The sequence below is a fragment of the Mesorhizobium sp. M0051 genome, assembly GCF_040323235.1.
In the GTDB taxonomy this organism is placed as follows: domain Bacteria; phylum Pseudomonadota; class Alphaproteobacteria; order Rhizobiales; family Rhizobiaceae; genus Mesorhizobium.
In genome coordinates, this window is sequence record NZ_JAMYUT010000004.1 from 151,135 (window position 1) to 164,475 (window position 13,341).

General features: G+C 62.0%; 12 protein-coding genes. 7 read left to right on the forward strand and 5 right to left on the reverse strand.

Annotation, left to right across the window (positions count from 1 at the left end):
• Positions 1–46: 46 nt before the first annotated feature.
• The 3 genes from xdhB to uraH are packed head-to-tail and all read right to left on the reverse strand — an operon-like array spanning position 47 to position 4,245.
• Entirely contained in the window at positions 47–2,392 is a 2,346-nt protein-coding gene (gene xdhB / locus NKJ90_RS06130; RefSeq protein ID WP_023761427.1) for a xanthine dehydrogenase molybdopterin binding subunit, read from the reverse strand.
• Positions 2,392–3,867, reverse strand: coding sequence for a xanthine dehydrogenase small subunit (gene xdhA / locus NKJ90_RS06135; protein ID WP_023761426.1), 1,476 nt, complete (start codon positions 3,865–3,867; stop codon positions 2,392–2,394). Before xdhA ends, xdhB begins: the two co-directional genes overlap by 1 nt.
• A 3-nt stretch (positions 3,868–3,870) precedes the next feature.
• Positions 3,871–4,245: a hydroxyisourate hydrolase gene (uraH, locus tag NKJ90_RS06140; protein ID WP_023761425.1), complete on the reverse strand. Its 375-nt coding sequence runs from the start codon at positions 4,243–4,245 to the stop codon at positions 3,871–3,873.
• Between the two features lie 204 nt (positions 4,246–4,449).
• On the opposite strand from uraH, the gene puuE reads away from it, so the two are divergent.
• The 4 genes from puuE (at position 4,450) to NKJ90_RS06160 (ending at position 7,891) form a co-directional block, all read left to right on the forward strand.
• Positions 4,450–5,868: an allantoinase PuuE gene (puuE, locus tag NKJ90_RS06145; RefSeq protein WP_023761424.1), complete on the forward strand. Its 1,419-nt coding sequence runs from the start codon at positions 4,450–4,452 to the stop codon at positions 5,866–5,868.
• A gap of 10 nt (positions 5,869–5,878) precedes the next feature.
• Positions 5,879–6,742, forward strand: a complete 864-nt coding sequence (locus NKJ90_RS06150; protein ID WP_023761423.1) for a bifunctional allantoicase/(S)-ureidoglycine aminohydrolase — start codon at positions 5,879–5,881, stop codon at positions 6,740–6,742.
• The gene (locus tag NKJ90_RS06155) at positions 6,739–7,230 is read left to right on the forward strand and encodes an ureidoglycolate lyase (RefSeq protein ID WP_023761422.1); all 492 of its coding nucleotides are present in this window, start codon (positions 6,739–6,741) and stop codon (positions 7,228–7,230) included. Before NKJ90_RS06150 ends, NKJ90_RS06155 begins: the two co-directional genes overlap by 4 nt.
• A gap of 67 nt (positions 7,231–7,297) precedes the next feature.
• Entirely contained in the window at positions 7,298–7,891 is a 594-nt protein-coding gene (locus NKJ90_RS06160; RefSeq protein WP_023761421.1) for a nucleoside deaminase, read from the forward strand.
• 9 nt (positions 7,892–7,900) lie between these two features.
• Here NKJ90_RS06160 and NKJ90_RS06165 read toward each other — a convergent pair whose 3' ends face one another.
• Together NKJ90_RS06165 and NKJ90_RS06170 are read right to left on the reverse strand one after the other, a co-directional pair.
• Complete coding sequence (locus tag NKJ90_RS06165) at positions 7,901–8,212, reverse strand: BrnA antitoxin family protein (protein WP_023761420.1); 312 nt, start codon at positions 8,210–8,212, stop codon at positions 7,901–7,903.
• A complete protein-coding gene (locus tag NKJ90_RS06170) occupies positions 8,199–8,453 on the reverse strand; it encodes a BrnT family toxin (protein WP_023761419.1) in 255 nt (84 codons plus the stop codon). Before NKJ90_RS06170 ends, NKJ90_RS06165 begins: the two co-directional genes overlap by 14 nt.
• A gap of 180 nt (positions 8,454–8,633) precedes the next feature.
• Here NKJ90_RS06170 and NKJ90_RS06175 point away from each other — a divergent pair, with 180 nt between their 5' ends.
• The 3 genes from NKJ90_RS06175 to NKJ90_RS06185 all read left to right on the forward strand — a co-directional run bounded on the left by NKJ90_RS06175 (position 8,634) and on the right by NKJ90_RS06185 (position 13,336).
• Positions 8,634–10,619 carry a CocE/NonD family hydrolase gene (locus NKJ90_RS06175; RefSeq protein WP_023761418.1) on the forward strand — a complete coding sequence of 662 codons (1,986 nt, stop codon included), beginning with the start codon at positions 8,634–8,636 and terminating at the stop codon, positions 10,617–10,619.
• Between the two features lie 154 nt (positions 10,620–10,773).
• The gene (locus NKJ90_RS06180; protein WP_023761417.1) at positions 10,774–12,360 is read left to right on the forward strand and encodes an ABC transporter substrate-binding protein; all 1,587 of its coding nucleotides are present in this window, start codon (positions 10,774–10,776) and stop codon (positions 12,358–12,360) included.
• Positions 12,361–12,376: 16 nt separating this feature from the next.
• Positions 12,377–13,336: an ABC transporter permease gene (locus NKJ90_RS06185; RefSeq protein ID WP_023761416.1), complete on the forward strand. Its 960-nt coding sequence runs from the start codon at positions 12,377–12,379 to the stop codon at positions 13,334–13,336.
• Positions 13,337–13,341: the final 5 nt, after the last annotated feature.

A 13,341-nucleotide genomic window follows, 5' to 3' on the forward strand; every position in this document is an offset into this window, starting at 1 on the left:
GGTCTTTCGGCCTGAATTGCACGCATTGCCGACCCTGGCGCCAGAATCAGGCCTTCGCCTCGGTCTTCAGCCGCTCGATCGCCATCAGAACCCGCTCCGGGGTCGCCGGCGCGTCGAGGCGCGGACAGATCCTGTTGTCGGCGACGCTCGCCACCGCATCCGACAGGGCGTGCAGCACCGACATGCCGAGCGGGAACGGCGGCTCGCCGACCGCCTTGGAGCGGTGGATGGTCGGCTCACCCGCTTCCGGCCAGTCGGCCAGGGTGACGTTGAAAATCTTCGGCCGATCGGAGGCGAGCGGAATCTTGTAGGTCGACGGCGCATGGGTGCGCAGCCGGCCTCTGTCGTCCCACCACAGTTCCTCGGTCGTCAGCCAGCCCATGCCCTGGATGAAACCGCCCTCGATCTGGCCAAGATCGATGGCGCGGTTCAACGAACGGCCGGTCTCGTGCAGGATATCGGTGCGCTCGACCATGTATTCGCCGGTGAGCGTGTCGACCGAGACTTCCGAGCACGATGCGCCGTAAGCGAAGTAGTAAAAGGGGCGGCCTTCGCCTTTGTCGCGGTTCCAGTGGATTTTCGGCGTCTTGTAGAATCCCGCCGCCGAAAGCTGGATGCGGGCCATGTAGGCCTGCTTGACGAGGTCGGCGAAGGCGATCTCCTGGTTGCCGACGCGCACCCGGTTGGGCAGGAACAGCACCTGGTCGCGCGGCACCTGATATTTCTCGGCGGCGAAATCGGTCAGCCTGTCCTTGATCTGGCGAGCGCCATTCCGCGCCGCCATGCCGTTGAGGTCGGAACCGGACGACGCCGCCGTGGCCGAGGTGTTCGGCACCTTGCCGGTCGTCGTCGCGGTGATCTTTACCTGGTCGAGGTCGATCTGGAACTCTTCAGCCACCACTTGCGCCACTTTGACGTAGAGGCCCTGCCCCATCTCGGTGCCGCCATGGTTCAGATGCACCGAACCGTCGGTGTAGACATGCACCAGCGCGCCAGCCTGATTGTAGTGGGTGGCAGTGAAGGAAATGCCGAACTTGACCGGCGTCAACGCCAGGCCGCGTTTGATAAAGCGGCTATTGGCGTTGAAGGCCGATATTTCGCGCCGCCGCCGCGCATAGCTGGCGCTCTCCTCCAGTTCGGCGACGATGCGCTGGATGATGTTGTCCTCAACCGTCTGGTGGTAGGGTGTGACGTTGCGGTCTGATGTGCCGTAGAAATTCTTCTTGCGGATTTCGAGCGGGTCCTTGCCGACGGCAAAGGCCACCTCGTCGATGACGCGCTCGGCGCCAACCATGCCTTGCGGGCCGCCGAAACCACGGAAGGCAGTGTTCGACACGGTGTTGGTGTAGAGCGGCGCCGACTGCGCATGCACCGCCGGCCAGAAATAGGTGTTGTCGCAGTGGAACAGCGCGCGATCGGTCACCGGGCCGGAAAGGTCCGACGAAAAGCCGCAGCGCGCCGCGAACATGAAATCGACACCGAGGATGTTGCCCTCATTGTCGAAGCCGACCTCATAGTCGACCAGGAAATCGTGACGCTTGCCGGTGGCGATCATGTCGTCGTCGCGGTCGGGCCGGATCTTCACGGCGCGATGGTGCTTCTTCGCGGCTATCGCGGCCAATGCCGCAAACTGGTTGCCTTGCGTCTCCTTGCCGCCGAAGCCGCCGCCCATGCGGCGGATTTCCACCGTGACGGCGTTGCTCGGCACACCGAGCGCGTGGCTGACCATGTGCTGGATTTCGCTCGGATGCTGGGTCGAAGAATAGATGGTGACGTCCTGGTCCTCGCCGGGAATGGCCATCGCAATGTGGCCTTCGAGATAGAAATGCTCCTGGCCGCCGATGCGCATCTGCCCTTTGAGCCGGCGCGGCGCCTTTTCGATCGCTTTAGCGGCATCGCCGCGCTTCAGGGTCAGCGGCGGCGTGACGAGCTTGTCCTTCTTCGGATCGAGCGCGCCGATGTCGGTGACGAAAGGCAGCTCCTTGTATTCGACCTTGGCCAACCTGGTGGCGCGGCGCGCCTGCTCGCGCGTTTCGGCGATGACGCAGAAGATCGGTTGGCCGTAGAATTGCACCTTGCCATCGGCCAGCACCGGCTCGTCGTGGCGGCCGGTCGGCGAAATGTCGTTTTCGCCCGGCACATCCTTGGCCGTCAGCACGTCGACAACGCCGGGCGCCGTACGCACCGCCGAGAGATCCATGCTGGTGATGGTGGCATGTGTTGCGGCCGAAAGCCCGAGGCAGCCATGCAGCGTGCCGGCTGGTTCCGGCATGTCGTCAATGTAGACGGCGGTGCCGCTGACATGCTTGTGCGCGGAATCATGGCGCTGATCGGTGGCGACGCCACCGGCGATCTTTTCAGCCCTAGGGTTGGGCGCTGCGTGCTTGTTCATCATGCCGCCTCGTGCCTCGAAACCTGGACCGGCGCCTTGGTGCCGCTCGTCTCTGCAAGGAAGCGCAACAGCAGGTTCTTCGCCGCCAGCGCCCGGTATTCTGCGCTCGCCCGCATGTCGGTCAGCGGCGTGAAATCCTCGGCATATCCGGCCATCGCCACTTCCACCGTCTGTTCGGTCCACGGCTTGCCAAGCAGTGCTTTTTCCACAGAAGACGCACGCTTCGGCGTCGCCGCCATGCCGCCATAGGCGATGCGCACATCCGCGACCGTGCCATCCCCGGCCAGCGTCAGGAAGAAAGCGCCGAGGGCTGCCGTGATGTCCTCGTCGCGGCGCTTGGTGATCTTGTGGACGGCGAATTTTGTGCCCTTGGCAGGAACCGGCACATGCACGGCCTCGACGAACTCGCCCGGCTGCCGGTCCTGCTTGCCATAGGAAATGAAGAAGGCTTCCAGCGGGATCGTGCGCCGCTTGTTGCCCTTGCGCAGCGTCAGCCGCGCGCCGAGAGCGATCAAGGGCGGTGGTGTGTCGCCGATCGGCGAGCCGTTGGCGATGTTGCCGCCGATAGTGCCCATGTTGCGCACCTGATCGCCACCGATGCGATCGAACAGCGGCCCCAGCGCCGGGATGCGTCTGGCGAGCGTCGAGAATGCTTCGGTGTAGGTGACGCCGGCGCCGATCGAAATGACGCCATTATCTTCCGAGATTGTGCAAAGCCCGTCGAGATTGCCAATGAAAATGGCCGGCGAAATTTCTCGCATGTGCTTGGTCACCCACAGGCCGACATCGGTCGAGCCGGCAACAATGGTGGCGCCGGGCTCCTCGTCCAGCACAGCGGCGAAATCGTCGACATTGGCCGGCACGACAAGCCGTGCCTTGCCGGCGCCGATCTCGACCCTCGCACCGTCATGCATGGCCTCGAGCCTTGCGGTGATCGCCTTGCGCTCGGCAGCCAGCGGGTCCTTCGCCACCTTGCCGTAGCTGGAGATGGCATGTGCCGCGCGCATGATCGCCTCGTAGCCGGTGCAACGGCAGAGGTTGCCCTGCAACGCCTTTTCGATTGCCGCGTTCGACGGATCTGATGATCTCATCCACAGGCCATAGAGCGACATGACGAAACCCGGCGTGCAGAAGCCGCATTGCGAACCGTGGAAATCGACCATCGCCTGCTGCACCGGGTGCAACTGCCCGGGTGACCCACGCAAATGCTCGACGGTCACGACATGGGTGCCGTCCAGCGAGCCGAGGAAGCGTATGCAGGCATTGACGGTTTCGTAGACCAATCCGCCAGCGGATAGTTTACCGACCAGCACAGTGCAGGCCCCACAATCGCCTTCGGCGCAGCCTTCCTTGGTGCCGCGCAGCGAGCGGTCGAGCCGCAGCCAGTCGAGCAAGATCGCATCGGGCGCCACCGTCGAAAGCACGACATCCCTGCCATTGAGGATGAAGCGTATTTCGTTTCGGATATTGACCATGCCTCAGCTCCCTCTGTAGGTCGAATAACCATAGGGCGAGACGAGCAGCGGTACATGGTAGTGCACCGGCTCGGCCATGCCGAAGCGGATCGGGATCACATCGAGAAAGGCGGGCTTCGGCAGACTCAGCCCCTGCTGGCGCAAATAGTCGCCCGCGGCGAAGACCAGTTCGTATTCGCCGGTGCGGAACTCCGCGCCGGCGAGCAGCGCCTTATCGCAACGGCCGTCGACATTGGTGGTGACAGTCTTCAAATGTGTCCGTGTGTCGCCATGGAGATGGTAGAGCGCGATCGACAGTCCCGCCGCCGGCTTGCCGGTCGCCGTGTCGAGGACATGGGTCGTCAGACGCCCGCCATCGGCTTTCGACGTTTCTGCCATTGGCCGCCTCCCATTTTCGGTACGAGCGAATTTGGCCCGGTACGATCGAGTATCAACAGTGAATTGTGCGCCAATTAAAGGCGATGCATAAGTCCCGGTCGAGCGGAGTGCGACAAAAACACTTTCAAAAATTTTCGGGGGAATGCCCAGGCAACCCTTTCGATATTCTCACCACACTTCGGGCCATGCCCGGCAGGAGGGACGATGCGATACACCAGAGACATGCGCGGCTATGGAGCCAATCCGCCGGATCCGAAATGGCCTGATGGTGCGCATGTCGCCGTGCAGTTCGTCGTCAACTACGAAGAGGGTGGCGAGAACTGCGTGCTGCATGGCGACAAGGCGTCGGAAGCCTTTCTGTCGGAAATCGTCGGCGCGGCGCCCTGGGTGGGCCAGCGTCACTGGAACATGGAATCAATCTACGAATATGGCGCTCGCGCCGGCTTCTGGCGGCTGCTCCGACTGTTCACGGAGGCTGAGGTACCGATCACCTGCTACGGGGTCGCCACCGCGCTCGCCCGTTCGCCCGACCAGGTCACGGCCATGCAGGAAGCCGGCTGGGAAATCGCCTCGCACGGACTGAAATGGATCGACTACCGCGACCATAGCGCCGAAGATGAGCGTCGCGACCTCGAAGCAGCGATCCGCCTGCACTATGAGGTGACCGGGCAGCGACCGACTGGCTGGTACACGGGCCGCACATCGGTCAACACGGTGCGGATTGTGGCGGAAGAGGGTGGCTTCGACTACGTGTCGGACACCTATGACGACGAATTGCCCTACTGGTTCGAGCACGCAGGCGGCACGCAGCTCATCATCCCCTATACGCTCGACGCCAACGATATGCGCTTCGCGACGCCGCAAGGATTCAATTCGGGCGACCAGTTCTTTGCCTATCTCAAGGACAGTTTCGACACGCTTTACGCCGAGGGCAAGGCCGGCCGGCCGCGCATGATGAACATCGGCCTGCATTGCCGCCTCGTCGGCCGTCCGGGTCGCATCGCGGCTCTGAAGCGCTTCGTCGACTATGTCAAATCGCATGACAAGGTCTGGCTGGCGCGACGCATCGATATCGCCAGGCACTGGCAGGAGAACCATCCCTACAAGCCGGCGGCACTCAGGCCATCCAAGATGGAATTCGAGACTTTCGTCCATACCTTCGGTGGCGTGTTCGAGCATTCGCCCTGGATCGCAGAACGAGCCCATGAACTGGAACTAGGCCCGGCGCATGACACCGCCGGTGGCCTGCACAATGCGCTCTGCCGCATCTTCCGTGCCGCCAGCGAGACCGAGCGGCTTTCGGTGCTCAATGCCCACCCCGACCTTGCCGGCAAGCTGGCCAAGGCCAAACGGCTGACGGCGGAATCGACCAGGGAACAGGCCTCGGCTGGGCTAGACGCGCTGACCGACAAGGAACGCGAGCTGTTCTCCAAATTGAACGCCGCCTACGTCACCACCTTCGGCTTCCCCTTCATCATCGCGGTGAAGGGCAAGACCAAGGAGGAAATCCTCGCCGAATTCGAGACGCGCATCGGCAACAGTCGCGGCGTCGAATTCGAGACTGCCTGCAAACAGGTCGAGCGCATCGCGCTGCTCCGCCTCAAGGACATGCTTCCGCAATAGGTTTGAACCCATGGATACGATCAGGATGCCCGAGCGAACCTATTACGCACCGCATGGCGGCCACCCCGGCCAGAGCGAACTGCTGACCGGCCGCGCCGTCTTCACCGACGCCTATGCCGTCATCCCCAGGGGCGTGATGCAGGACATCGTCACCAGCGCTCTGCCGTTCTGGGACAAGACCCGCGTCTGGATCTTGTCGCGACCGCTGTCCGGTTTTGCCGAGACGTTCTCGCAGTACATTGTCGAGGTCGCGCCCGGCGGTGGCAGCGACCGGCCGGAACCCGATGCCGGCGCCGAAGGTGCCCTGTTCGTGGTCGAGGGCGAATTGACGGTTCTGCTTGCCGGCAAGAAGCACGTGTTGCAGCCCGGTGGATTTGCCTTCCTGCCGCCGGCCAGCGGCTGGACGGTTCGCAACGAAAGCAAGGCCGATGTCCGCTTCCATTGGATTCGCAAGGCCTACGAGGTGGTCGACGGTCTCGATGCTCCCGAAGCCTTCTTCACCAATGAGCAGGAGATCGCGCCAACGCCGATGGCCGGCACCGAAGGCCGCTGGGCGACGACACGTTTCGTCGATCCGGCCGATCTGCGCCACGACATGCACATGACCATCGTGATGCTGGAGCCCGGCGCGGTCATTCCCTTCGCCGAGACCCATGTCATGGAGCACGGTCTCTATGTGCTGGAAGGCAAGGCGGTCTATCGCCTCAATCAGGATTGGGTCGAGGTCGAGGCCGGCGACTATATGTGGCTGCGCGCCTTCTGCCCGCAGGCCTGCTATGCCGGCGGTCCGGGCAGATTCCGCTATCTGCTCTACAAGGACGTCAACCGCCATGCCAAGCTCGGCGGGGCTGATATTGGCGGTCGCGCGCGGTGACCCGTATCGTCGCGCAGCCGCTGACCCGCGAGAACTTTGCCCCTTTTGGCGACGTCATCGACATGGGCGGCGACAACCATTACCCGATCAATGGCGGCAGGGCCGAGCGCTACCACGATCTCGCTACCGCCGAGGCGACCGGGCCGAACGCCCGCGTGCTGATCTCGATGGTGCGCGGCACGCCCTATGAATTGCCTCTGAAGCTGACGATGGTCGAGCGCCACCCGTTCGGCAGCCAGGCGTTCATTCCGTTGTCGCCACGCCCGTTCCTGATCGTTGTCTGCCATGATGGAGATGAGGGACCGGAAGAGCCTCATGCCTTTATCACTGCCCCCGGACAAGGGATCAATTACCGGCGCAATCTCTGGCATGGCGTGCTGACGCCGCTCGGCGAGCCGCAGGATTTCCTGATCGTCGACCGGGGTGGCGACGGCCCCAACCTCGAGGAATTCCATTTCTCGCACGCCTACGAGATCCATCTCCCTTGATTTTTGTGCATGTCGCTACCCCAAAACCGGGGGCACTATTGGGCGACGTGCAGCAGGAGACCCCGTAATGACCGATATTTCGCTGATCGACCGCCTGCTCGACGTCATCGAGCACGACATCGTGCCGAAGACGGCCGAAGGTGTCGCCCATGGCAACAAGCTGTTCGGCGCGGCGATCCTGAGGAAAGATGACCGTTCGCTGGTGCTGGCCGAGACCAACAACGAGATCGAGAACCCGCTCTGGCATGGCGAGGTGCACTGCCTGAAATGCTTCTACGAAATGCCGAAGGCGGAGCGCGTCGATACGAAAGACGCCATCTTCATCGCCACGCACGAGCCATGCTCGCTGTGCCTTTCGGCGATTACCTGGACCGGTTTCGACAATTTCTACTACCTCTTTTCACACGAGGATTCGCGCGACAGCTTCGCCATCCCGCATGATTTGAAGATCCTGAAAGAGGTCTTCACCCTCGATCCCGGCGGCTACAATGCAGAGAACGCCTACTGGAAGAGTTTTTCGATCCGTCGACTGGTGCGATCGCTGCCCGAGGTCGAGCGCCAGCGACTGGAGGCGCGCATTGGCAATATCTCGGCCCGTTATGACGAGTTGTCCGGCGCCTACCAGGCGAGCAAGGATGAGAACGACATTCCGCTGAATTGACGCGGATGCCTAGCCAACTTTCGCTTTCTTCAGCACTTCATTTATCCTGGCTTGCCAACCCTTGCCGGTGGCCTTGAATTTTCTGACGACATCCTGATCCAGGCGAATGGACACAACTTGCTTCGGCTTCTCCACGGTCGGCCGGCCACGAGAACGCCTTATACTCTCGAAAAGTTCTGGAAACACTTCCGCGAAAGGCTTGGCTTGCGCCACCTCTTCGTCGGTCGCCTCCGCATCATCGGGATCAGCGGCAATTTGTCTTTGAATTTCCGCTTCCTCCTCATTGGTAAGCGGTCGAACATGCGATTTAGGATTGCTCATATACTGACCTTTCCTTTCGGCTGGCACGACGCATCGAGATTACCGAAATCGCTTCGGAACCAAGCGGCTTAAAGATCACGGCGAGAATGATCTCTCCGAATTCGCCAATCGCCTTGAGTCGGCCGGCCTTGGCCGGGAGGACGGTTGAAGTCGCAAAAAACTCGATATCGAGTTCGGCAAAGTCCAGACCTCGGCTTTCGAGGTTCGTCACGCGCTTTGGCTCATCCCAAACGATCTTCAGTCGAGATTGTCCTCAATGCATCAAGCCTAAGCGAATAAACGTAATACATAAATTAGTGAGATAACGCAAGATGGACAGTCGAACGGTCCCGTCAAACGTCGTGTCGGCGACACAGGCCGTCGCCCGTTTGACTTCGTGACGTACGCGTTTCATGCGTCACTGACATCCTGGAGAGCTCGCATGAAAACCGTCACCGATTTTCCCCGCAAGGTCGTCGAATTTCCGGACATGGCCATCGTCATGCCGGATGGCTGCCGGCTGTCGGCGCGGGTCTGGATGCCGGAAGATGCCGATGATGACCCGGTGCCGGCGATCCTTGAGCATCTGCCCTACCGCAAGCGCGACGGCACCATCTTCCGCGATCAGCTGACGCATCCGTATTTCGCCGGCCACGGCTATGCCTCGATCCGCGTCGACATGCGTGGCAATGGCGATTCCGAAGGGCTGATGGACGACGAGTATTCCGAGCAGGAATTGCAGGATGCCTGCGACGTCATCGCCTGGGCTGCAAGCCAACCCTGGTGCAACGGCAATGTCGGCATGATGGGCATTTCCTGGGGCGGCTTCAACTGCCTGCAGGTCGCGGCCAAGCAGCCGCCGGCACTGAAGGCGGTGATCAGCCTGTGCTCGACCGTCGATCGCTATGCCGACGACATCCATTACAAGGGCGGCTGCCTTTTGATCGAGAATTTCGGCTGGGCTTCGACCATGCTCTCCTACTCATCACGGCCGCCAGATCCGCTGCTGGCCGGCGACAACAGGTGGCGGGATCTGTGGCTGACCCGGCTGGAGAACCAGCCCTTCCTGGCGCCGCTGTGGCTGAGACACCAGCACCGCGACGCCTACTGGAAGCGCGGCTCGATCTGCGAGGACTTTTCCACCGTCAAGGCCGCGGTGCTGTCGATCGGCGGCTGGCATGACGGCTACCGCAACACGGTTTCGCATCTGGCCAGCAACATCGAAGCGCCGGTCAAGGGCATCATCGGGCCGTGGATCCACAAATACCCGCATTACGCCGGGCCCAAGCCCGCCATCGGCTTCCTGCAGGAGACGTTGCGCTGGTGGGACCGCTGGCTGAAGGATATCGACACAGGCATCGAGGCCGACCCCGCCTACCGCGCCTATGTCATGGACAGCGTCCGTCCGGCACGCTGGCATCCCGAGCGGCCGGGCCGCTGGGTTGCCGAACAGCAATGGCCATCGGCCAACATCGAGACGCAATCGATCGAGCTTATCGCCGAGGGCGGCAACCCCGCGATCGTCGCCTCGCCGCAAAGCTGCGGCCTGGCTGGCGGCGAGTATTTTCCGTTCACCTTCGGCCCGGAACTGCCAGGCGACCAGCGCGCCGATGATGCGCTGTCGGTGTGCTTCGACCAGCCCGAACTCGGTGAAGCAATCGACATCGTCGGAGCGCCCGAAGTCGAGATGCGACTATCCTCCGATCGTCCGCAGGCCAACATCGCGGTGCGGCTTTGCGACGTGCATTCCGACGGTGCCTCCGAGCTGATCTCTTATGGCGTACTCAATCTGGCGCATCGCAATTCGCACGAATTCCCGGAAGCGCTGGTGCCGGGTGAAACGGTGTCGGCGCGCGTCGTGCTCGATCAATGCGCCTACCGCGTGCCCGCCGGCCACCGCCTGCGTGTTGCCGTTTCGAACGCCTATTGGCCGATGATCTGGCCGTCGCCGGAGCCTGTCCAACTCTCCCTGTCGACCGCGACGCTGTCCCTGCCGTTGCGGCCGCTGGCGACGGGCGACGAAGTGACGTTCGCCGAGCCGGAAGGCGCCTCTCCCTGGGAGACAGAAACGATCCGCGCCACCAATTCCGAGCGCCACGTCGATCGCGACGAGAAGACCGGAATTGTTACCCTTTCCATCGTTGATGATTTCGGCGAGGTGCGCGATCTCGATCACGGCCTTGCCAATGGCAGCATCGCCCGCGAGACCTGGACGATCCATCCCGACGATCCGCTGTCGGCCTCGGGGAAAACGCATTGGACGCAGACCCTGTCGCGAAATGAATGGTCCGTGCGCACCGAAACGTCTGCCGAAATGCGATCGGACGCGCAAAACTTCATCGTCAACGCCAGAATCGAGGCCTATGAGGGCGAAAAGCTCGTTTTCGAGCGCAATTTCGATGAGAAGATACCGCGCGCGCTTGTTTGAACGCCGATTTCGTTGATCCAATTGCGACGCACGATTTACGCCACGGCATGTCGCATTCGGTCTTGCTTACTGCTTTCCCTTGCGGTCATTATTCTCCTCACAAGAAACAAGAAAAACGACCGCAGAGTCGAACCAACAGAGTGAGGAACTCAAAATGTCGAACGAACTGGAATATCTTAGCCGGCGCGTCGCGTCGGGCAAACTCAGCCGTCGTGATTTTCTCGGCCGGGCGGCAGCGCTTGGCGTCACCGCCCCCTTCGCCAACTCGCTGCTTTCAAGTGCGGCGCGCGCGGCGGGCCCGGTCAAGGGTGGCACGCTGAAGGCAGGCTTGGTCGGCGGCGAATCCACCAACAGCCTCGATCCGGCGCTGATGATGACGCAGGTGCCGTTCGCCTTCGGCAAGTGCTGGGGCGAAATGATCGTCGAGCTGTCGCCGGAAGGCAAGCTCGAGAACCGTATCGCCGAGGAGATCGGCTCCTCGGACGACGCCAAGGTGTGGACGCTGAAGATCCGCGACGGCGTCGAGTTCCACAATGGCAAGACGGTGACCGCCGAGGACGTCGCGGCCACGCTGGAGCGCCATTCGGACGAGAAGTCGAAATCCGGTGCGCTCGGCTACATGAAGGGCATCGAGACCATCAAGGCCAGCGGCAAGGAAGTGGTGCTGACGCTGAAGGAGGCCAACGCCGACCTGCCCTACCTGCTCAGCGACTATCACCTGATCGTCCAGCCGAACGGCGGCAAGGATAAGCCCGATGCCGGTATTTCGGCCGGCCCATACGTGGTCAAGACCAACGAGCCTGGCGTGCGCCATGGCGGCGAGCGCTTTGCCAACTATTGGCAAGGCGACAAGATGGGCCATGCCGACCAGATAGAAGTCATCGTTATCAACGATGCGACGGCGCGCACCGCGGCCCTGCAGGGCGGCCAGGTCAACATGATCAACCGCGTCGAGCCGAAGATCGTCGACCTGATCAAGCGTCTGCCGGGCGTCACCATCCGCAATCACGCCGGTCCCGGCCACTACGTGTTCATCATGCATTGCAACACGGCGCCGTTCGACAACAACGATCTGCGCATGGCGCTGAAGCTGGCGATAGACCGCGAGGAGATGCTGAACAAAGTGCTGCGCGGCTACGGCTCGCTGGGCAACGACTTCCCAATCAATTCATCCTATCCGCTGTTCACCGAGATCGAGCAGCGCAAGTACGACCCCGACAAGGCCAAGTTCCATTACAAGAAGTCGGGCCATGACGGCACCGTGTTGCTGAGGACCTCCGACGTCGCCTTCCCGGGCGCCGTCGACGCTTCCCAGCTCTTCCAGCAGAGCGCGGCCAAGGCCGGCATCAAGATCGAGCTCAAGCGCGAACCCGGTGACGGCTATTGGAACGAGGTTTGGAACAAGCAGCCCTTCTGCGCTTCCTATTGGGGCGGCCGCTCGACGCAGGACCAGATGTATTCTACCGCCTATCTGTCGACCGCCGACTGGAACGACACGCGTTTCCTGCGCCCCGATTTCGACAAGCTGGTGCTCGCGGCTCGCGCCGAGCTCGATGAGGCCAAGCGCAAGCAGATGTACCACGATATGGCTGTCATGGTGCGCGACGAAGGCGGCCTGATCTTGCCGATGTTCAACCAGTTCATCGACGCGACCGGAGCCAAGGTCGATGGCTGGATCGACGATCCGCATCAGGAACTGATGAACGGTTACGCTTTGGCGAAGTGCTGGCTGCAGGCCTGAGCCCGGCTTTGCGGATATGTCTTCACCCATCCTGAAACTGATTGCCCAGCGCGTTGCGCTGGGCATTCTCCTCTTGTTGGCCGTTTCGGTCCTGATCTTCGCCGGCACACAGATTCTGCCCGGCGATGTCGCGCAAGCCATTCTCGGGCAGTCGGCGACGCCGGAGTCGCTAGCCAATCTGCGTGAGCAGCTCGGGCTGAACGAGCCGGCCTATATCAGGTATTTCCACTGGCTCGGCGGAGTGGTGACGGGCGACCTGGGTACGGCCATGTCGAGCGGCCAAGACATCGCGACATCTATCAAGGGCCGGCTTTGGAACACGCTGTTCCTAGCCTTCTGGGCGGCGATTGTCGCCGTACCGCTGGCGATCATCCTCGGCCTTATCGCGGTCCGCTACCGCAATGGCTGGGTCGACAAGCTGATCTCCGGATTGGCGCTCGCCTCGACCTCCTTCCCTGAATTCTTCATCGGCTATGTGCTCGTCTACTTCTTCGCGGTGAAGTGGCAGATCTTCCCCGGCATCTCGACTGTCTATGACGGCATGCCCTTCGGGGAACGGATGCAAGCGATCACGCTGCCGGCGACGGCGTTGACGCTGGTCGTGCTCGCCCACATGATGCGTATGACGCGCGCGGCGATCCTCAACGTCATGCAGTCGGCCTATGTCGAAACGGCGGAACTGAAGGGCCTGTCAGCGTTCAACGTTATCCGCAAGCACGCCTTCCCGAATGCCATCGCCCCGATCATCAACGTCGTCATGCTCAACCTCGCCTACCTCATTGTCGGCGTCGTCGTTGTCGAGGTGATCTTCGTTTATCCGGGCATGGGGCAGTATCTCGTCGACCACGTCACCAAACGCGACGTTCCGGTGGTGCAGGCGGTCGGCCTGATCTTCGCCGCCGTCTACATAAGCCTGAACATCATTGCGGACATAGCGGCGATCGTCGCCAATCCGCGTCTCCGACATCCGAAATAGGGGGC